The sequence below is a fragment of the Paenibacillus sp. J22P218 genome, from assembly GCF_056269195.1.
In genome coordinates this window covers 607,254-626,213 of sequence record NZ_JBWDNL010000002.1, presented here as the reverse complement: position 1 = coordinate 626,213, position 18,960 = coordinate 607,254, and the positions used below count along the sequence as shown (strand labels likewise).

Below are 18,960 nucleotides of genomic sequence, written 5' to 3'. Positions count from 1 at the left end.
GCGTTCGTTGCAATCTATGAAGGAACAATAGGGTATTTTATGTCTAAAAGAGTTTGAAGTGTTATGCCCAGGAGGCTCATATGACGAAATTTATTGCTCAGTTACGTTTACTTACATTGAATCGCAATACCGTTTTCAGCTTTGCTGCATCCGTCTTACGCGGGTCAGATATATAAATTTCACGATGAATAAGCGCAGAACGCTCGTATCCATGCTCTTTACAGTAAGCTTCCATCTTGGCGAAGCTGGCCGGTTCATCCGCATAACGTCCAATGTGCATCATTTGGCAGCTTAGCCCGTCCGTCATCTCCCCGTACACAACGTCATTAAGCAAAGGCAACGGCTTCTTCTTGTTAGTCCGATCTACCAGCTTATTGAACAGCTCCTCTGTCAGAAAGTCGGGCTGCCTTATCATTATCGTATATTTTAAATTATCAAGGTCCGTTGCGGGTTTAGACGTATCGATCAAGTCCCATATGCCCTCAAGAGGGAAAACGGTGTATTCATAGTACCCCGGAGGTACGTCATCGCTCTTATATGACATCTTAACCGCGTAGCTTAATCGATACAGCGCCTCGACCCTTTTGACATATTCCTCACCGTTCGGATTGCCTTCGCCGCTAATCATCATATACGGCATCGCGTCCACATCAATAATAACGGGCTCCACAGGGGGGAGATAAATCTTTTTATAGTCTGTTTTGTAGTCTATTTTTTTGTTCATAGCCAATTCTCTCCTCAGTATGTTTGATCCTACAACCATACACGAACAACTATGACAACAGTATGTCATGATTTGCCTGACAAAAAAAGCTCCCCACCGTCCATAAGGACGATAGAGAGCTTCTGTCTAGATGTATGAGATGATTGTATTAGTAGTTAAACGGCTCATCTGCAATCTTGATGGAATCAGTCGGGCAGCCGTCAGCTGCGTCTTGCAGATCGTCGTAAAGATCTTCTGGAATTTCAGTATTGCCTTTGTTTCCGTCTGCTTTATAAATAACTTCAGCTAAGCCTTCATCATCGTAATCATAAATGTCAGGAGCAGTTGCTCCACAAGCTCCACAAGCGATGCAAGTGTCTTTCTCTACCCAAGTAAATTTACCCATGGAAAATTCCCTCCTATAAATGTACGGTATAATCTCTAGTATACATGCCGTAAACCCTCACTCATCAATATATAACAAACCATCGTCCCTTTGCAAGGATGTCCCGCGAATTCGTTTATTCCTAATTAAGGCTGACGGATCATCCCCCAGCATGCCTGCCGTCAACACGGCATCCTCGCCGAACTTATCCCTGAGCCGATCCATCGCTTTCGTCAGCGCTTCCTTCTTGGGCTGCTCCTCGTAGCTGAACAGATCAAGCTGCATCGCCGTCTCATCGACTAACGACAGATTCTGTAGCGCAACACCAAGCAAGCGTACCGGTTCCCCATGACTCCAATGAAGGTCGAATAACCGGCAAGCCTCACGATAGACGATGTCGGTAGTGTCCGTCGGAACGGCTAGCGTATGCGATCGATTAATCGTCGTCATATCCTGTCTGCGAACGGTAATCTGAACGGTTAGAGCGACTAGCTTTTGACGGCGCAAGCGGCGGCACGTCTGATCGGAAAGGTTAAGCAGCACGCGATGAGCATCCTCTTTGGCTACGATGTCGCTGGGCAGCGTGGTCGTATGGCCAATCGACTTGTTGAGCTCTCGATTTCCATTCACGGCTGAATGATCAATTCCGTGCGCAGCCGTCTTCATCCAAGAACCCATTACGCCAAATTGCTTGATGAGCAACTGCTCGTCAGTATGAGCCAATTGTCCAATCGTGCGAATATTCATCTTCGTCAACTTCTCCGCTGTTTTCCTGCCGATACCGAACAGCGTATCGCATGGCTTATCCCATAACAATTGCGGAACGTCTCTTATGCGAAGGACCGTTAAACCGTTCGGCTTCTTCATATCGGATGCCATCTTGGCAAGCAGCTTGTTGGGCGCGAGTCCAATAGAGCATGGCAGCGACCATTCCGTCTGTATGCGCTTTTGCAGCGAATCCGCAATCTCGAGCGGCGTTCCGAACAACTTGGAGCCCGTTATATCCATATAACATTCGTCAATCGATACGGACTCCACAAGCGGCGTGTACTGCCTTGCAATCGCCATAAAACCTCTGGAGTATTTGCGATACAGGTCAAAGTCCGGTCGGATAAGGATTAGCGAAGGACATAGCTTCATCGCTTGCCTGACCGTCATCCCCGTCTTCACGCCCATACGTCTTGCCGCATAGGAGCAAGTAACGACAATGCCTTTGCGAAGCTCGACACTGCCGGCTACAGCAGTTGGCTTATCCTTATAATTCTCAGGTTGCTCCGCTTCATGCACAGAGCAATAGAAGGCATTCATATCCAAATGAATAATGACGCGTCCCTTGGCGGGATAATGCTCATTCGTATCGGACACTGGCATGATCGGATTCACCTCCATAATTACAAAACATATGTTCCCAAACTTTCGAATATCCTTAATATACGATTGGTACATATTCTAGTCAACTGAAGCGAAGTGGATATTGCTGTCCAATTGGCGGCGAACAAGAAAAAAACGTTTCCTCCTCTCTACAATCAACTGAACAAGTGTTATAATAGTACATTATGATTTGAAAAGGCTATCAGTGAAGGAGGCGTCCCGATAATGACAACAATCATCTCAATCTTTGATACGACGCTGCGCGATGGAACGCAAGGCGAAGGGATCAGCCTGTCGGCGGATGATAAATTGAAAATCGCTCAGAAGCTTGACGCACTGGGTGTTCATTATATTGAAGGCGGCAATCCAGGAAGCAACAGCAAGGATATTGAATTTTTTCAACGTGTCAAGTCTTTGAATTTGCGAGCTAAAATAACGGCTTTCGGCAGTACGCGCCGTAAAAACAGCTTGGCGGAGCAAGACGCCAGCCTGCTGCGGATCGTAGAATCAGGCGTACCGGCGGCGACGCTCGTCGGCAAAGCATGGGACTTCCACGTTCATACCGCGCTGCAGACGACGCTGGAAGAAAATTTGGCGATGATCTACGACTCGTTCGCTTTCCTGAAGCGCAGCGGTGTCGAAGCGATGTACGACGCCGAGCACTTCTTCGACGGCTACAAGCATAACCCGGAATATGCGCTTGCTGCCTTGAAGAAAGCACAAGACGCCGGAGCTGATTGGCTCGTACTATGCGATACGAACGGCGGCACGCTGCCAGGCGAAATTACGGAGATCGTATCTCGCGTCCGTCAGGAGCTTAGCGCCGAGATCGGTATTCACACGCATAACGATTGCGAGCTGGCTGTTGCGAACACATTAGCTGCCGTTCAAGCGGGCGCTAGACAGGTGCAAGGAACCATCAACGGCTATGGCGAGCGTTGCGGCAACGCTAACTTGTGCTCCATCATTCCGAATTTGCAGCTTAAGCTCGGATACGACTGCTTGCCGGAAGACAAGCTCCGCACGCTTACGAACACGGCGCGTTATGTCAGCGAGATCGCCAATGTGCATATGCCTGTCGGCCAAGCTTATGTCGGCAATGCGGCATTCGCCCACAAAGGCGGCATTCACGTATCCGCTATCATGAAGGATTCCAAAACCTATGAGCATATTCAGCCGGAGCTTGTAGGCAATAAGCAGCGTATTCTCGTCTCCGAGCTTGCCGGACAAAGCAATATTATCTCGAAAGCTCAGGAGCTTGGCCTGGACGTCAACGCCAACAACGAGAAGACGAAGCAGATTATGGATCAAATCAAAGAGCTGGAGCACCAGGGCTATCAGTTCGAGGGCGCGGACGCCTCGCTTGAGCTTCTGCTGCGTGATGCATTTGGCGGCGAATCGAAAGAATTGTTCAAGATTGAGTCGTTCAAAATGCTCGTAGAGAAAACGAACGGTCAAATGCTGTCGGAAGCGATTGTCAAAATCAACGTGGACGGCGAGCAGGTGTACACCGCCGCGGAAGGCAACGGTCCGGTCAATGCGCTTGATAACGCGCTTCGTAAGGCGCTTGTGCAATTTTATCCGAAGATCGAACAAATTCACCTGTCCGACTATAAAGTGCGCGTCATCGACGAGAAGGACGCAACAGCAGCAAAGGTACGCGTACTAATCGAGTCAACCGGTCTCGACAATACGTGGAGCACGGTCGGCGTCTCCAACAATGTCATCGAAGCAAGCTGGGAAGCGCTAGTCGACAGCATTCGCTATGCCCTTCTCGGTATGGTGAAGGTTGAATCACCTTCTCATGAGCATACGGATCGAATCGGTCTCGTGAACCACTAATTGACTTAAATTATAATGAGACTGCCCTAGACCAAAGCTTTTGGAGGGCAGTTTTTTTCTTCCTTCTGACTTCCATTCGTATGGTAAGGGACTCAGATAGCGCTTACAGTCCGCAACGAAAGAAGAGGCGATCGAACATCATTCATGATGATGTCCAATCGCCTCTTCTTCTTCCTATCCCTTCCTACGCCCACTTCTCAATCAAGCGTTCCCATTCTGCGAATGTAATGACGCCGTTAATTCGTTCACGGATGACGCCATTGCTGTCGATGAGGAAGGTTGTCGGGAACGTATCCACTTTGTATTTCTTCGTTACATCCCCTTCTCTGTCCATCAGAATCGGAAATGTGAATTCATGATCGGCGACAAACTCGCGCGCTGCCCGCTCCTTATCATATTTCGTCGCATTGACGCCGTATAACGTGATAGCATCGCCGTATGTCTCGTGCAGCTTCTGCAGATCAGGCGCTTCCAGTTCGCAAGGACCGCACCAAGAAGCCCAGAAGTTAACGAATGTCAGCTTTTCGCGCTTGCCTCCGACAGCGTAGGATTGTTCATCGAGCGCCGGCAGCTCGAAGGAAGCAGCCTCGAATCCCGCTTTCGGCTTAAAGCCTTCCGCGGAAGCCGCAAGCGATATTTGCTCGTTTCCTCGATTTATATATTGATATACCGCTAATCCCGCAAAAACAAAAGCGATCGTAAACAAAGCAATCACGCGTTTCATGCTGCACGTCCTTCTTTCTTAAAAATGGTTTCTAACCAACCTATACAAACTGCCTACATCGTAACATGCACCGCATGGAAGCTCAAGACGAAGGGCACATTAGCCATAAATACGTCACGAATTAGAAATGGAGATACGCTAATGGCCCAATCGAAGTCCAAGTGGATTCAGTTCTCCGCATTCGCAACCGTTCCTCTTGTGCTCGTGCTGGGCAATTCTATGCTCGTCCCCGTGCTGCCCGATATGGCTAAGCATATGAAGCTCTCCGAGCTGCAATCCAGCCTCGTTATAACGTTATTCTCGGTTAGTGCCGGTCTGTTCATACCTTTCATCGGGTATTTATCCGATCGTATCCGCCGTAAAACCGTTATAGTGCCCGCACTGGCCCTGTACGGCGCTGCAGGGATCATGGCCGGCATGGCAGCCGTATGGAACTCCTACCCCCTTCTCATTGCCATGCGAAGCGTACAAGGACTTGCAGCGGCCGGCACGGCGCCGATTGCAATGGCACTCGTTGGCGACATGTACAAGGATGGAGAAGAAAGCGAAGCGCTGGGCTTAATTGAAGCATCGAACGGTGCGGGCAAAGTCATCAGTCCGATTATCGGCTCGCTGCTCGGACTATGGTCTTGGTATGCGCCATTTTTTGCTTTTCCATTTTTCTGCGCAGGTTCGCTTATTGCGGTCATTTTTCTTATCAAAGAACCGAAACAAAAAGAGAAGCCATTGCCTTTCAAGAAATATATCGTCGAAATTAAAGCTATTTACGGTAAAAACCTAGCCTGGCTGCTTACAGCCTACGCGTCAGGGGCGTTAGGCCTGTTCATCCTGTTCGGCGTGCTGTTCTACTTATCCGATATGGTCGAGAAGCCGCCCTATTCAATTGACGGAGTTGCCAAAGGGGGCTTGCTTGCCATCCCTCTGCTGGGACTCGTCTTGACTGCCTATACGACTGGTCGAATCATCAAGAAGAAGCAAACGCTCATGCGCAAGCTTATGATTGCCGGTTTAAGCGTGATCGTATTATCCTTGGCAGCTGCGGCTATATGGCACCGAAGTTTAATGGCACTAATTGTGTTCGTAACGATCAGCAGTATTGGAACAGGTCTGTTGCTTCCTTGCTTAAATACGATGATAACCGGCTGTGCCGAAAGAGCTTATCGAGGGACGGTCACATCGTTCTATAGCAGCCTGCGCTTTCTTGGCGTAGCTGCAGGTCCTCCCTTGTTCAGCTATATTGCCGATAAGTCAGTAACGATGCTATTCATTATTCTCGTCCTATTAGCCGCTGCTTCCTTATGGCTCGTCTTCCGCTTCATCCACCCGGAGGAGCAAACAGCAAACAGCGGCTAATTATTAGCCGCTGGTCCATCCTTGAGATGTTATAATGAATGTAAAACTTACGCTGAGAAGGAGGTTCGTAAATGGAACAATTGCATTCGATACCGCATCATGAGGTTGGACTAATTACTAAGCAGGCCTATGATCAATTGCTTGGCATTTGCATAAGCAGGCTGCCTGAGGAAGCTTGCGGGATTGTTGCCAGCGGAATAGCCGTTCATAACGGTGAACAAGCTCCTATAGATACCGTTATCCCTATTCGCAACATACATAACGATCCGCGTAAAGCGTTCACATTCGATCCTGCTGAATGGACGGCTGCTTATTATAACATGCAAACAAACCGACAATCGCTTGTCGGCTTATTCCACTCCCATCCTACTACCGAGGCTATCCCGTCAAGCCTGGATCAAGCCGGCTTCTGGCCCGCCTCATCTGTTTCTTATTGGATCATATCGCTTGCCGACCGCAGCGCACCGTACATCCAACCTTATCGCCGAACGAATGCCGGGTTCAAGCCGATCGAGCTAGTGTTTGCTTAAATAGGCGTATAAATCGCCAAGCGTCGTAATATTCCGTTCTAATACGCGGGTCAAATAGTTCTGCCATAGCTTCGCTGTCATTAACGAATCCTGCAGCGCGTGATGACGGTCTACGATCTCGATGTTGCAGCTTTCCAGCAGATCATCAAGGGCGTAGCTGTCACGTTTCGGTTCAAGCCACTTGGCAACCATCATCGTATCCAGCACACGATGATTCAAATTCACCTTCGACGTACGCCATAATGCCGCATTCAAAAACTGTTTGTCATGCCCTGCCGCATGAGCGACAAGCAGCCTTTTGCCAACGAACTCCATGAAATCATGGAGCACCTGCATCAGATCAGGGGCATCCTGCGCCATCTCATTCGTAATGCCGGTCAGCTCGATTATCGATTTCGGTATCTTTCTCTTCGGATTAACGAGACTGTAAAACGTATTCGACTCATGCACTTCAACCCCTTGCATGAGCACCGCACCAAACGATATAATCTCATCGCCATTGTTCGGATAGAAGCCTGTCGTCTCCAAGTCGAATATAACGACCTCCAGCTCCCGAAGAGGAGTGTCCAGCATCGACTGCTTGCGCTGCTCCTTATTCACCGATCGAATAAACGCCATTTGCTGTGCATTCTGAGAGCCTAACATAGAAGCGATGGCAGGCGTAAATCCTCCCATTTTGTATAGGTTCCACATGCGACCGACGCCTTTTTGTTCCTTCATAACATCTCCACCGCCCTACGTTAGCCTTCCCATTGTCTGCTTCATAACCAAACGCTGCAGCTTCTTGCCTAGTCGCAGACTGCTCTTCAGCTCATCCGTCATTTCCTTCGTCAGTTTCCTGCTCGAAATCTTGCCATTGTTGGCATAATACCCGTCTTCCATCTGTTCTGTCGTCATGAGCCTCAGGCGTAGGAAGAAACGAAACGCCTGCTCATATTGACGAGCATCCGATTCCTGCAGTAAGCCAGTCTGCGCAAGCCTCTTAATGCGCTCGAGCGTTGCCGTCTCCCTAATCCCTCGATGAATGGACATTAGCCTAATGGAATTGACCATCGGTATGTAGGCGCCGTATTTGATATCGAGGCTGCCCGCATCTTCCCCGTAACGTTCCTTAAGCAGATGACCGAATACACCGAGAAGCACTTTGTGCCGCATCGTATTCTCAAGCATACGCCTAACGATGATCGGAGATTTAAGCATATCGGTAAAGAAACAGTCCTTGAGCGCATCTACCAAATCTAGATTGCCATAAACGCCCCGTCCGTCCGCAATGATGAGCAAATAACGAACCGATTCCCAAGCTGGCTCCTCGAACCAATGATCGAGCTTCGCCCGCCATTCGGATAACGAGAGACACCATTCCGAATTACTGCTAAGCACATTGCCTTCGCATGGCGGATAACCGCTTGTCTGAAGATAACCGACAACAATGTCAGTCAATTGCTTGAAATATTGCTTTACTTTCGCCGAATCAGACACTGGATCCTCGTAGACAACACCGCTGTCTTGATCGCTGGACAATGTCTGCTCTTTCCGACCGCCGCTGCCAAACAATAAATACGCATAAGGCACGGGAGGAGAACCCATCCCCATCCGTGCCATCTGCGTCTCTGCGAGAGCAACGGCGCGGCTAATAACCGCGTCGTGCATCTCATTCAGATATTCATTAAATTGTTCGACCGGGCGCGCCCAGAGAAGAGCCTCCATCTGCTCGTGTACATGATCCCGCAAGCTTCGCAGCTCTTCCACATGATCGGCTGAACCGATCCGTGCAAGCAGCTGCGCCCACACCGGATCAACCATCTGATGCCTCTCCCTTCGGTCAGTCCCTCTTGGTAGCCAATTAATGATTACCCTTGAATCGTTTTGTCAGCTTTTTTCATTTGCTCAGGGTAACCGTAAGCACCGTGCTCACTAAGGTCAAGACCGATAATTTCTTGCTCTTCTGTTACGCGGAAGCCCATGATAAGTTTCATTACGCCAAGAACAAGGAACGAAGCAGCAAGTACGAATGCGCCAACTACGACTACCGATTCGAATTGAACCCACAATTGGTGCCAGTTGCCTGTATCAATCAGACCGCCTTCACCAACGGCCACTTTCTCAGCCAATTCTTGCGTAGCGAAGATACCGTTAGCAAGCGTACCCCAGATACCAGCAGCGCCGTGAACCGAAAGAGCGTAGATTGGATCGTCGACTTTGATTTTTTCGAAAAATTTCACGCTGTAGAATACGAGTACGCCAGCTACCAAACCGATTACTACTGCCGCCCAAGGATCTACGAATGCGCATGATGCCGTAATGGCTACTAGACCTGCAAGCGTACCGTTAAGCATTGTTGTGATGTCAGCTTTGCCGGTAACTGCCCATGAAATAAGAAGTGCTGCCACACCGCCGGCGCCAGCGCCCAGCATTGTGTTGAATGCTACGAAGCCGAAGAAGCCGTCGCCGATCGCTACTGTCGAGCCGGCATTGAAGCCGAACCAGCCCACCCAGAGAAGCAATACGGATAGTGCAGTGAATACTTGGTTGTGTCCCAAAATTTCGTTCGCCGAGCCGTCTTTGTTGAACTTGCCGATACGAGGTTTAAGTAATACTGTAGCTGCGAATGCCGCTAGAGCACCCGTTAAGTGAACGACGGTCGATCCCGCGAAGTCTTGCGCGCCGTCTTTTGCAAGCCAACCGCCGCCCCAGATCCAGTGAGCAACCGTTGGATAAATGATGGCAATGAAGAATACTGTAAATACAACATAAGATGAAAGCTTAGCGCGTTCTGCGAAGCCGCCCCATGCGATCGAAAGCGATACTGCCGCGAATGCGAGTTGGAACAAGAAGAAGATCGTGCTTGGCAATGCGTTCTCTACGCTTGCCTTCGAAGGATCGAAGAAGAAGTCGCCCCATCCGAATAACGCGCTGACGCTGCTGTCTCCGCCGAATGCGAAGCCGTAACCAAACGCCCAATAAATAATTGCCGCAAGGCCTGTCGTGAAAATCGTCTTGCCGGCAACGTGACCAGCGTTTTTCATTCGAGTCGAACCCGTTTCAAGAAGGATGAAGCCGCCTTGCATCAATAATACGAGGATGAATGATAGCATAACCCAGAGAGCGTTCAATCCCATGTTCAGCGTGCCGCCGGATGGGTCCTCAGCAAAAGCCATTGCCGGGAATAAAAGAGTTAAAGCACCAAAAGCTAACACCGTTTTCTTAATCAATACGACCACTCCCTTAATGTAATGTTTCCTAACATGTGAGGAAAGACTTAATGTCATTATAGTCAGAAGTACTCAATTTGACAATACGCTTTCTTCTATTTTTGAAAAAAAATCTAACGTTCGGCATAAAATCTGACACGAACGTTAAGTTTTTTTACAATTCATCTCCAAAAAGGGTTGTGAGGGCGTCTCATTCTTCGCGTTTAGCCTCTATTAATAGAATAGACAGCTCTATAAGATCGTGTATCTGACATCTAGTTGTAAAGTCGCATGTCAGGTTTGACTGCGCGGATACTTCCTATTATCATATTTAATATAGATCAGAGTATTCGTCTAATGAAGGAAGGTGTTGTTATGCAAGGTGCAGCTTTATACCGGATCGGAGAATTATCCAAGCTTGCGCAAATTAGTCAGAGAACGCTTGATTATTACACTTCGATCGGCTTAATCGAGCCAGCGGAGCGTTCTGCCAAAAATTATCGGCTGTATGCCCACGAGACGCTTCTCCGCTTGGAGCGTATTGAACAATTGAAAAAAGATAAATATACATTAGACGAGATTAAAGTAAATCTAAAAACCTGGAGCAAAGTAACGCCAGAAGAGCATGTATCGCAGCGGCTCACCGACTTGCAGCATCAATTAAGCCAACTGGAGCGTCAAGTGAAGGAATTGGAGCCTGATATTAAGAAGCTTAAGCCTAAGCAAGCCAATCAGCTCTATACTCGTCTCGTCCCTCAGACCGCCGCGTGCATCGAGGCGCTTATGCTGCTCATTAATAAAGGACCTTTCATGTAATTCCGAAATCCAAGCTTGCTTGCGCCGATGTCAGTCACCTATGGAGGAATGCATCTATGCTGCTATTTCACCCGATGGATTCAGTCATCCTAATCGCTTTAGCGGTCAGCATCTGGGCTCAATTCCGTGTTAAGGGCACGTTCAACAAATGGTCGCGCATACCTGCCGCGAGAGGCCTCACCGGCTACGAGGCGGCTAGACTGCTGCTCGACAGTAACGGACTGTCGAGTGTTCCTATAGAGCCTGTCAGGGGCTCCCTGACCGACCATTACGATCCGGTACATCGTATTGTACGTTTATCGGAGCCCGTCTATTACGAAAGATCCATATCCGCCGTTTCCGTCGCTTGTCATGAAATCGGACATGCCATTCAACATTCCGTTCATTACCCCATGCTTGTTATCCGTCATCGCATCTTCCCAGTCGTTAATTTCGCATCCGGCACAGCTCCGTTCCTGTTTCTGGCAGGACTGTTGTTCACCGCCCCTACTCTTATTGGTATCGGTATTGCTTTCTTCTCGGTTGCCGTTGCTTTCCAGCTCATTACGCTGCCAGTCGAGTTCAATGCCAGCAGCCGAGCGCGCGATCTAATGATTGCAGAGGGCATCATTACGAACGAAGAGGAACGCGGTACAGCCAAGGTGCTGAACGCGGCGGCGCTTACTTATGTAGCGGCAGCGCTTATCTCCTTACTGGAGCTGCTCAAATATATTATGATCTTCACATCTAGGCGCGATTAATAACAAAAAAGGCTTCCTAGGGTAACACGCGCCCAGGAAGCCTTTCCTATATGGTTAGGAATTGTTCTTGCGATCATTAAAATACCGAATAAGAAAGCCATGAAATACTTTGGCAACAAGCGGAAGCTTTTCATTCGAACGGCGAATAAGTCCAATTGTCCTCGTCACCTGCGGGTGGCTGATCCGCACCTTAGCCGGTTGAAGCGGTCCTGTATAATGGAGCGCCAATTCAGGCAGCAAGCTTACTCCCATGCCGGCGGCGACGAGTCCGCGAATCGTATCCGTCTCTTCGCCTTCGAACCCGATATTCGGCGTGAATCCGGCCTGTTGGCACGCTTCCCATACAATCGGCCGAAGGGAATAACCTTCACTGAACAGCACGAATGTCTCATGCTCCAGCTGTTTAAGCTCGATTGCCGGTTCATCCGACAGCGGGTGACCCGGAGGCAGAATAGCGTACAGTTCCTCTGTCAGCAACACCTCGCCGCATACGAATTCATGATCGTCAGGAAATGGCGATATAAAAGCCAAATCAATCTCTCCCTTGATCATATCGCGAATGAGTGATGGATACATTCCTTGCTTGAAGCGAAACTTCACGTTCGGATACAGCTTGCGGAACGCCGCAACGACCTGTGGAATCAAGGAAATGCCCAAGCTATGCGGAAAACCAAGCCTGATCTCACCTTTCTCCGGATCGAGAAACTCATGAATTTCCACAACCGCCCGTTCCAAATCGACGAGTATCGCTTCAGCACGCTTTAGAAATAGCTGGCCGACCTGGGTCAGCTGCAGATTTCTGCCTTTCTGAACGAACAGCTTGACCCCAAGCTCCTCTTCCAGCTGGTGAATTTGACGGCTAACAGCCGATTGCGCAACGTGCAGTTCTTCCGCCGCTTGTGTTACATGTTCTTTTTTTGCTACTTTTACAAAATAATAAAGCTGACGAAGTTCCATCTAGGTTTTTCTCTCTCCTGTCAAGGACCTTTAATTTGATTGTTGTCCTTCCTACACTCCTCTTACCTATCACCCTACGCGCTTCTTGCGCAGCATGCTGCGGTCGAACAAATTGTAGAGAAGAAATCCCGCTACTCCTCCGCCAACATGCCCCCAAAGATCAACCCTTGGAATGAGGAACGAATAGATGACCCCAAATATAAGTATCATGTAGACCGTCTTCCTTGAGCTTTCATCCAGCCTTGCTCTTCGGAATAACGATAAATATAGAAACGCACCGAACACGCCATAAATCGCACCTGATGCCCCTACCGCAATATGTGCGCCATCATTCTGCAACGCGTGCACCCATGCACTCATGAGGTCGCCTCCAATACCGCATAGAAGATAGAAAAAGATGTACCTCGACGATCGAAGCAGTCTTTCAAGCGGCGGAGCGAAGATGAGCAGCGAAAACATATTGTAGAGCAAATGCTCTACACCTGAATGCATGAACATGGAGGTCAAATATCGCCAAGGCTCTTGCATACCATACGGATCAACCCCAGGTATGGTTACAAACGCTCCATAATCATAGGCATGACTTGCATTGTTCGGATTGCCATTGATTGCGATGACAATAAAATACAAGATATTAAGCGCAATAATCGTAGCCGTAACCGGAAATTGCTTCAAGTACTCGCGAAAACTCTCATACCGCAAAAAAATCATTATTTCAGCCCCTTTTTTCCATCCATGAATTGGACAATGTTGTTTCATTACGATTATAATGAATTTGGTATTGACCATTCAAATCGAGGAGGACATTACACATGTCACAGGAACGTACAGGCGTTGCAACATTCAAGGGCAACCCAATTACACTTATCGGCCCGGAACTTAAAGTTGGAGACAAAGCTCCAGACTTCTCCATTAACAAAAACTTGGTTGAGAATGCATCGCTTGCTGACTACGCAGGCAAAGTAAAGCTAATCAGCGTTGTTCCTTCGATCGACACAGGCGTATGCGATGCACAGACGCGCCGCTTCAATGTTGAAGCAGCTTCCTTGGGCGAGAACGTCGCTATTCTAACGGTAAGCGTAGACTTGCCATTCGCTCAGTCGCGCTGGTGCGGCGCGTCCGGCGTTGACAAAGTCGTTCTGCTCTCGGACTACAAAGCGCACAGCTTCGGCGAAGCTTACGGCGTATACATTAAAGAATTGGGTCTCGATATGCGTTCGATCTTCGTAATCGATGCGAACGATACGATCCAATATGTTGAGTACTTGCCAGAAATGACAGAGCACCCGAACTACGAGCAAGCGATTAGCGCTGTCAAAGCCCTTCTGTAAGCCAAGCGATATTCATCCATAACGCAATAGGCGCATGACCGCAAACAAAGCGAGTGAAGGACATCCTTCCTCGCTTTGTTTTTGATTTTTTAATTAAAACATGTATGTTCGTTAGCTTGATACTTTGAACGCCGAAAGTTTTTTGTCCAGCGTCCGATAGAGGTCTATAATAACCCTATAATTCGATCCGAGGTCGCCCAGCGAGCCGCGCGATGCCGAATAGATGTCGACAGCCGAGGTAAGCGGATTAACGCTGATGACGGAAACGGTAATGTCCATCGTTCTGCCGAATGCTGTACGCTTCTCCAGTACGATCTCTCCTACAGATTGCACCTCATGTAATACCTTGTAGCCCTGCATCTTCTTAAGAGTCGATATAACTTCCTCCCAAGCCTTCTCCTTCGAGAGCTTGTAGAAATGAGATTTCAGCATTGGATCCTTGGCTCTGTCGCCTGTCTGTTCATGACTGCGCAGCAGCCCGATAAAGGTCCGCTTCAACAACAACGATCTCCCCCTCCGAAATCTATGTACATTACTCTCTATGATACCATGATTTGTCCCGAGCGTAAACGATATACGCTATGCTTGCATGCGTATATAACGTTTCGCGGAGAATTCTAAGCCAATAATAACGGGACAATCGTTATTAACTTAGAATTTAAGCGTAAACGGCAGTTGCCATGCTTGCTGGCGTTTGCTCACGTTTCGTATGAAAAAAGAGCATTCACCGGATCTCTCCGGCAAAAGCTCCCTTTGGTTGAATAAGAAACCCGCCTATGCCGTCCGACTTACATGTTTCTGAACCCTGCTCTCGCAGGTGGGTGTCCGCAGAAACGCTTTTGAGATCCCCTTTCGAGGGCTTGTCAGCTGCGTTCCAATCTAGGTCTCCCGTGAAACAGCCATTGGTTCAAAACAACGAAAAGCCGAAACGAACATCGCAGGATGTATTGTTATTATAGACGTATGCGATGCAAAAGTAAACGCTGACAGGTTGTTATTTGTTGGAGTTGTCCGAATCATGCTTAATCAGATCGACCCGATCAAGTTCTGCCGCTTCCTCTGCCGCTTCTTCCTCAGCAAGCCTTGCTTTCTCGGCTTGGTCTTGGAGCTTCTGGTAAATCAAATTGAAGTTCCAATACGATAAGTACGCGATGATGCTCCCCATGAAGAACGGAATAAGAAACGTAAATCTCGTGCTGAAGTACAGGACAGCTCCGGCCATAATCGCCGTGGACAAGGAACGGAATGGTCTTCCGATCGTGATCAATACGGCGTTCTTCAGCAATTGAAACGTTTTCATATGATAATGAACGAGCATCGAGAAGAAGTTGAACAGCGATACGACGAGCAAAATAAGAAATGCGACGAAAATGTACGACAATAGATTTAATTGTTCGCGGTACACGATAAAATCGACAATCATAATAGTGAGCAGCAGCGTGTAAATAATACCGCCCAACATACTCTGCTTGTAATTTTCCTTGTAGCTGCGGAAATAGGTTTTGAACAACGCAACATCCACTTCACCCGTAACCCACTTGCGCGCGACGGCGAACATCGCTGCAGTAGCAGGGAACAACGTGAACGGCGCAACGACAGCCATGAAGATAAGCGTCATATACACTTGGCTAAGCATTTCGGCTTCCGTACCCGTTCCAGCAATAAGGAGTGTCCAGGCAAAAAACACAAATGGTATTGAGCAGACCAACCATAATACATTAATTACCGCTAAACGCATAATCCATTCGGAGATTCGGTAAAATCCCCCCATTAGTCCTCTTGGTTCCATTTGATCTGCCTCCAGATAAGTCCATTCTTAAGAATGCAAGGTGAAACGGCTAACTCGTCCTATAAAGCGACGTAAAGCAACGTTTCGCGAAATAAAAAACCAGGGAAACCCGAATGCCCGCCGGGCATAACGGACTTCCCCGGTTTCATTGACCGCGAAGCGCTGGCTGCCTTTGTCTTAGCGCAGCTCATAGCTTAGACACAATTAATTGTTGACGAAACCTTCGCTGCTGCTCTTCGGACGACGGCTGTCGCTGCGGCCTTCGCTGCTGCGCTTGCCGCCATAACCGCCGCTTCCGCCACGGCTCTCATAACCGCCGCGCGAGCTGCTGCTACCGCTGCTGCTTCCAGCGCTGCTGCGTCTGTCATCGCGTCCGCGATACCCGCCGCCGCTGCTTCCGCCTGTACCGCCGCTGCGGTTGCCGCCATAAGAGGAGGAGGATCCGCTGCGATTGAATGGACGGCCGTTGGAACGAACATCCGGTCTACGCTTCTTAGCGCGAAGCGGTTCTTCCGGCGTCAATTCGATATCGACGTTCTTCTTCTCGCCAGTCAGCAATTTAATTGCAGCTGCAAGCAGGTGAACCGAATCGTATTGCTCAAGAAGTTGGATCGAGATGGCTTTGTACTCATTGAAATCATCGTTGTTGATGATATCGAGCAAACGCTCCGCTGTTACGCGTTGCTTGCCTTCGATAGCTTCTGCAATGCTAGGAAGCGGCTTGCGGTTCATCTTCTGACGAGTGATTTTCTCGATGAAGTGAAGGTGATCCGTTTCGCGCGGCGTTACGAACGACCATGCAGTTCCTTCTTTGCCTGCGCGGCCAGTACGGCCGATACGGTGAACATAGCTCTCCGGATCTTGCGGAAGGTCAAAGTTGATTACATGCGTTACGCCGGATACGTCGAGACCGCGTGCCGCAACGTCTGTTGCAACAAGTACGTCAATGCTTCCGTCACGGAACTTACGCATAACGCTGTCACGTTGGTTCTGCGACAAGTCGCCATGCAAGCCGTCAGCGGAATAGCCACGCTTCTGAAGCGCTTCGCTCAGCTCATCTACCCGGCGTTTCGTACGGCCGAAGATGATGGCAAGCTCAGGCGATTCCATATCGAGCAGGCGGCTAAGCGCTTCGAACTTCTGACGCTCATGCACTTCAATGTAAGCTTGCTCGATCGATGGAGCCGTAATTTGTTTCGGGATTACCGAGACATGCTCCGGATTCTTCAGAAATTGTTGTGCAAGCTTCTGGATGTTAGCCGGCATTGTTGCCGAGAACAACATCGTATGACGCTCTTCCGGCACTTGCTTCAGGATCGACTGAATGTCTTCCATGAAGCCCATGTCCAGCATTTCGTCCGCTTCGTCCAAAATAACCGTTTGAACGTCTTCGAGACGAATCGTCTTGCGGTTGATATGGTCGAGCAAACGTCCCGGCGTACCGATAATGATTTGTGGCTTCTTCTTCAATGCACGGATTTGGCGACCGATTTCTTGACCGCCGTAAATCGGCAATGAGCGAAGACCTTTGTATCGAGTCAACTTCCCGATCTCGTCAGCCACCTGAATAGCGAGTTCACGGGTTGGCGTCATTATTAATGCGACAATGCGTTCCTCGCTTGTCGGAATTTTGTTAATGAGCGGTATTCCGAATGCCGCTGTCTTCCCTGTTCCTGTTTGTGCCTGGCCGATAAGATCGGTTCCTGCCAGTGCGATAGGGATCGCTTTGTCTTGAATCGGGGTTGATTCCTCAAATCCAAGTTCAGTAATTGCTTGCAACACCTTAGGTTCCAAGCCAAATTCAGCAAATGTTTTCAAACTTTTCTCAAACTCCTTCTATCTACAGCCTACTTAAGAATATCCAAATCATTATAGCACAGAAACAATTGTGAATACCAGTAAACCAAATAAAGCCATACTACAAACGACAAAAAGCGGCTTGTCTAGTCTGTTTCACGGGAGGCGTCCTGACTTGAATCGTCAAATTTTGCAGCATCTATACAACGTTCCAGTCATGACGTTCGGAGCGCTGCTCGTCGCAGCAGGCTTCAACTTATTCCTTATTCCGCATCAACTGCTAAGCGGCGGTTTATCTGGCATATCCATGATGATCGGCTACCTTACCGGAGGCAATATCGGCTTGTTATACTTCTTGCTCAATCTGCCCGTTCTGCTTTGGGGTTGGTTCGCTGTCGGCCACCGATTTATCATTTGGAGCATTTATATGGTCATTGCATCTACCTTGTTCCTCCAAATCTTGCCTGTAGTCAAAATCGCAGAAGATATCGTGCTGGGCTCCGTCTTCGGAGGCATCATCGTCGGATTCGGGAGCGGACTTTCGCTTCGTTACGGCGGATCGTCTGGCGGGTTCGACATTATCGCTTCGATCGTAACGCGGAGACGGGACTTTCCGGTTGGCATGATCATATTCGTACTCAATAGCCTGGTCATCGCCATCCTGGTTTTTTTCACAAAAAATTGGGATTTAGCTCTTTACTCGCTCGTATCCATCTATACGGCAGGAAAGATTGTCGACATCATCCACGTTCGCCATATCAAAGTTACCGCCTTTATTATTACGACGAAAACCGAGGAGCTTCTGGCGAGACTGCTGACCCATCCTCGCGGAATTACCATTATTAAGACGAAAGGAGCTTACTCTGCGGCTGAGCGCGATATGCTGATGACCGTCAGAACAAGGTACGAATTGTCTGATCTGAGCAAAACCATACGTTCCATCGACCCGCATGCTTTCATTAACATAGTGGAAACCGTAGGCGTAATCGGCGACTTCTCCAAGCCGAAGGATTAAGTATATACGCGAATATGGATTTTATGGAGTATCCCTATGTTTTTGAAATTGATCCTGCTATAATGTGTGTAACCCGTAGTTTAGGTTTCTTTTCCCATAGGATTTCCCCTATCTTTGAACAATCGATCGACGAAAGGGTGATGCTAAGGTGGATTTGGAAACGGTAAAACTGTCTCAAATTGTGGAGAAGCTTGCACCTGAGCTTAGTCCTTTTCTCACGGAACGCGAGATGGACATCAGCATTGTGCTGCGGGACGGACTTGCTGTACTTGAGCCGTCAGACGCGATGGAAATCGTGCAACACAGTATTTGCGAGCATCAAAGAGAAGCTTTCCTGCAATGACAATACGGGAAATACAGATTACCCATGCGCCTGTCGAGAACCCTCTCGACAGGTTTTTTTGTCGTAGAAGGAA

General features: G+C 48.7%; 20 protein-coding genes and 1 other RNA gene. 8 read left to right on the top strand and 13 right to left on the bottom strand.

Going from position 1 to position 18,960, the window contains the following annotated elements; translation table 11 throughout:
- Nucleotides 1-97: 97 nt before the first annotated feature.
- From AC0YN0_RS11590 to AC0YN0_RS11580, 3 genes are all read right to left on the bottom strand, one after another.
- Nucleotides 98-724, bottom strand: a complete 627-nt coding sequence (locus AC0YN0_RS11590) for a GyrI-like domain-containing protein (protein WP_475821404.1) — start codon at nt 722-724, stop codon at nt 98-100.
- 148 nt (nt 725-872) lie between these two features.
- Nucleotides 873-1,109 (bottom strand): ferredoxin, encoded by a 237-nt coding sequence (locus tag AC0YN0_RS11585; RefSeq protein ID WP_307201979.1) that lies wholly within the window; start codon nt 1,107-1,109, stop codon nt 873-875.
- A 57-nt stretch (nt 1,110-1,166) separates the two neighbouring features.
- Complete coding sequence (locus tag AC0YN0_RS11580) at nt 1,167-2,459, bottom strand: DNA polymerase IV (RefSeq protein WP_475821403.1); 1,293 nt, start codon at nt 2,457-2,459, stop codon at nt 1,167-1,169.
- Nucleotides 2,460-2,684: 225 nt separating this feature from the next.
- Here AC0YN0_RS11580 and cimA point away from each other — a divergent pair, with 225 nt between their 5' ends.
- Nucleotides 2,685-4,301 carry a citramalate synthase gene (cimA, locus tag AC0YN0_RS11575; protein WP_475821402.1) on the top strand — a complete coding sequence of 539 codons (1,617 nt, stop codon included), beginning with the start codon at nt 2,685-2,687 and terminating at the stop codon, nt 4,299-4,301.
- A gap of 184 nt (nt 4,302-4,485) precedes the next feature.
- Here cimA and AC0YN0_RS11570 read toward each other — a convergent pair whose 3' ends face one another.
- A complete protein-coding gene (locus AC0YN0_RS11570) occupies nt 4,486-5,025 on the bottom strand; it encodes a TlpA family protein disulfide reductase (protein ID WP_475821401.1) in 540 nt (179 codons plus the stop codon).
- Nucleotides 5,026-5,166: 141 nt separating this feature from the next.
- Between AC0YN0_RS11570 and AC0YN0_RS11565 the strand changes: the two genes are divergently transcribed.
- The gene (locus AC0YN0_RS11565) at nt 5,167-6,378 is read left to right on the top strand and encodes an MFS transporter (protein ID WP_475821400.1); all 1,212 of its coding nucleotides are present in this window, start codon (nt 5,167-5,169) and stop codon (nt 6,376-6,378) included.
- 71 nt (nt 6,379-6,449) lie between these two features.
- Nucleotides 6,450-6,908: a M67 family metallopeptidase gene (locus tag AC0YN0_RS11560; protein ID WP_475821399.1), complete on the top strand. Its 459-nt coding sequence runs from the start codon at nt 6,450-6,452 to the stop codon at nt 6,906-6,908.
- Here the strand turns inward: AC0YN0_RS11560 and AC0YN0_RS11555 are convergent.
- Genes AC0YN0_RS11555 through AC0YN0_RS11545 form a run of 3 tightly spaced genes read right to left on the bottom strand, consistent with a single transcriptional unit; the run spans nt 6,894 to nt 10,120 of the window.
- On the bottom strand, nt 6,894-7,628 hold the full coding sequence (locus AC0YN0_RS11555; protein ID WP_442051790.1) for a 3'-5' exonuclease: 735 nt from the start codon (nt 7,626-7,628) through the stop codon (nt 6,894-6,896). The two genes, AC0YN0_RS11560 and AC0YN0_RS11555, sit on opposite strands and share 15 nt — an antisense overlap.
- Nucleotides 7,629-7,643: 15 nt before the next feature.
- The gene (locus AC0YN0_RS11550) at nt 7,644-8,711 is read right to left on the bottom strand and encodes a DUF294 nucleotidyltransferase-like domain-containing protein (protein ID WP_475821398.1); all 1,068 of its coding nucleotides are present in this window, start codon (nt 8,709-8,711) and stop codon (nt 7,644-7,646) included.
- Between the two features lie 47 nt (nt 8,712-8,758).
- The gene (locus AC0YN0_RS11545; protein ID WP_475821397.1) at nt 8,759-10,120 is read right to left on the bottom strand and encodes an ammonium transporter; all 1,362 of its coding nucleotides are present in this window, start codon (nt 10,118-10,120) and stop codon (nt 8,759-8,761) included.
- A gap of 354 nt (nt 10,121-10,474) precedes the next feature.
- Between AC0YN0_RS11545 and AC0YN0_RS11540 the strand changes: the two genes are divergently transcribed.
- Together AC0YN0_RS11540 and AC0YN0_RS11535 are read left to right on the top strand one after the other, a co-directional pair.
- Complete coding sequence (locus AC0YN0_RS11540; RefSeq protein ID WP_475821396.1) at nt 10,475-10,915, top strand: MerR family transcriptional regulator; 441 nt, start codon at nt 10,475-10,477, stop codon at nt 10,913-10,915.
- Between the two features lie 56 nt (nt 10,916-10,971).
- Nucleotides 10,972-11,655, top strand: a complete 684-nt coding sequence (locus tag AC0YN0_RS11535; protein WP_475821395.1) for a zinc metallopeptidase — start codon at nt 10,972-10,974, stop codon at nt 11,653-11,655.
- A gap of 54 nt (nt 11,656-11,709) precedes the next feature.
- On the opposite strand, the gene gltC is transcribed toward AC0YN0_RS11535, so the two are convergent.
- Together gltC and AC0YN0_RS11525 are read right to left on the bottom strand one after the other, a co-directional pair.
- Nucleotides 11,710-12,612 (bottom strand): glutamate biosynthesis transcriptional regulator GltC, encoded by a 903-nt coding sequence (gene gltC / locus AC0YN0_RS11530; protein ID WP_442050529.1) that lies wholly within the window; start codon nt 12,610-12,612, stop codon nt 11,710-11,712.
- A 69-nt stretch (nt 12,613-12,681) separates the two neighbouring features.
- Nucleotides 12,682-13,323 (bottom strand): rhomboid family intramembrane serine protease, encoded by a 642-nt coding sequence (locus AC0YN0_RS11525; protein ID WP_475821394.1) that lies wholly within the window; start codon nt 13,321-13,323, stop codon nt 12,682-12,684.
- Nucleotides 13,324-13,424: 101 nt separating this feature from the next.
- Here AC0YN0_RS11525 and tpx point away from each other — a divergent pair, with 101 nt between their 5' ends.
- Nucleotides 13,425-13,943, top strand: coding sequence for a thiol peroxidase (tpx, locus tag AC0YN0_RS11520; RefSeq protein WP_442050531.1), 519 nt, complete (start codon nt 13,425-13,427; stop codon nt 13,941-13,943).
- 111 nt (nt 13,944-14,054) lie between these two features.
- On the opposite strand, the gene AC0YN0_RS11515 is transcribed toward tpx, so the two are convergent.
- The 4 genes from AC0YN0_RS11515 to cshA form a co-directional block, all read right to left on the bottom strand.
- Nucleotides 14,055-14,444, bottom strand: a complete 390-nt coding sequence (locus AC0YN0_RS11515) for a DUF1499 domain-containing protein (protein WP_337101519.1) — start codon at nt 14,442-14,444, stop codon at nt 14,055-14,057.
- Between the two features lie 262 nt (nt 14,445-14,706).
- A non-coding RNA gene (gene ssrS / locus AC0YN0_RS11510) (6S RNA) lies at nt 14,707-14,890 on the bottom strand.
- Nucleotides 14,891-14,937: 47 nt separating this feature from the next.
- The gene (locus tag AC0YN0_RS11505; RefSeq protein WP_475821393.1) at nt 14,938-15,732 is read right to left on the bottom strand and encodes a YesL family protein; all 795 of its coding nucleotides are present in this window, start codon (nt 15,730-15,732) and stop codon (nt 14,938-14,940) included.
- Between the two features lie 204 nt (nt 15,733-15,936).
- The gene (gene cshA / locus AC0YN0_RS11500; RefSeq protein ID WP_337101517.1) at nt 15,937-17,550 is read right to left on the bottom strand and encodes a degradosome RNA helicase CshA; all 1,614 of its coding nucleotides are present in this window, start codon (nt 17,548-17,550) and stop codon (nt 15,937-15,939) included.
- Nucleotides 17,551-17,746: 196 nt separating this feature from the next.
- Between cshA and AC0YN0_RS11495 the strand changes: the two genes are divergently transcribed.
- Both AC0YN0_RS11495 and AC0YN0_RS11490 read left to right on the top strand, forming a co-directional pair.
- Nucleotides 17,747-18,544 carry a YitT family protein gene (locus AC0YN0_RS11495; RefSeq protein ID WP_475821894.1) on the top strand — a complete coding sequence of 266 codons (798 nt, stop codon included), beginning with the start codon at nt 17,747-17,749 and terminating at the stop codon, nt 18,542-18,544.
- Between the two features lie 148 nt (nt 18,545-18,692).
- Nucleotides 18,693-18,887 carry a hypothetical protein gene (locus AC0YN0_RS11490; protein WP_337101516.1) on the top strand — a complete coding sequence of 65 codons (195 nt, stop codon included), beginning with the start codon at nt 18,693-18,695 and terminating at the stop codon, nt 18,885-18,887.
- Nucleotides 18,888-18,960: the final 73 nt, after the last annotated feature.

Bases quoted from the DNA above. Each gene is read 5' to 3' on its own strand.
- AC0YN0_RS11590 (WP_475821404.1), bottom strand. From the start codon at position 724: ATGAACAAAAAAATAGACTACAAAACAGACTATAAAAAGATTTATCTC.
- AC0YN0_RS11585 (WP_307201979.1), bottom strand. From the start codon at position 1,109: ATGGGTAAATTTACTTGGGTAGAGAAAGACACTTGCATCGCTTGTGGA.
- AC0YN0_RS11580 (WP_475821403.1), bottom strand. From the start codon at position 2,459: ATGCCAGTGTCCGATACGAATGAGCATTATCCCGCCAAGGGACGCGTC.
- cimA (WP_475821402.1), top strand. From the start codon at position 2,685: ATGACAACAATCATCTCAATCTTTGATACGACGCTGCGCGATGGAACG.
- AC0YN0_RS11570 (WP_475821401.1), bottom strand. From the start codon at position 5,025: ATGAAACGCGTGATTGCTTTGTTTACGATCGCTTTTGTTTTTGCGGGA.
- AC0YN0_RS11565 (WP_475821400.1), top strand. From the start codon at position 5,167: ATGGCCCAATCGAAGTCCAAGTGGATTCAGTTCTCCGCATTCGCAACC.
- AC0YN0_RS11560 (WP_475821399.1), top strand. From the start codon at position 6,450: ATGGAACAATTGCATTCGATACCGCATCATGAGGTTGGACTAATTACT.
- AC0YN0_RS11555 (WP_442051790.1), bottom strand. From the start codon at position 7,628: ATGAAGGAACAAAAAGGCGTCGGTCGCATGTGGAACCTATACAAAATG.
- AC0YN0_RS11550 (WP_475821398.1), bottom strand. From the start codon at position 8,711: ATGGTTGATCCGGTGTGGGCGCAGCTGCTTGCACGGATCGGTTCAGCC.
- AC0YN0_RS11540 (WP_475821396.1), top strand. From the start codon at position 10,475: ATGCAAGGTGCAGCTTTATACCGGATCGGAGAATTATCCAAGCTTGCG.
- AC0YN0_RS11535 (WP_475821395.1), top strand. From the start codon at position 10,972: ATGCTGCTATTTCACCCGATGGATTCAGTCATCCTAATCGCTTTAGCG.
- gltC (WP_442050529.1), bottom strand. From the start codon at position 12,612: ATGGAACTTCGTCAGCTTTATTATTTTGTAAAAGTAGCAAAAAAAGAA.
- AC0YN0_RS11525 (WP_475821394.1), bottom strand. From the start codon at position 13,323: ATGATTTTTTTGCGGTATGAGAGTTTTCGCGAGTACTTGAAGCAATTT.
- tpx (WP_442050531.1), top strand. From the start codon at position 13,425: ATGTCACAGGAACGTACAGGCGTTGCAACATTCAAGGGCAACCCAATT.
- AC0YN0_RS11505 (WP_475821393.1), bottom strand. From the start codon at position 15,732: ATGGAACCAAGAGGACTAATGGGGGGATTTTACCGAATCTCCGAATGG.
- AC0YN0_RS11495 (WP_475821894.1), top strand. From the start codon at position 17,747: ATGACGTTCGGAGCGCTGCTCGTCGCAGCAGGCTTCAACTTATTCCTT.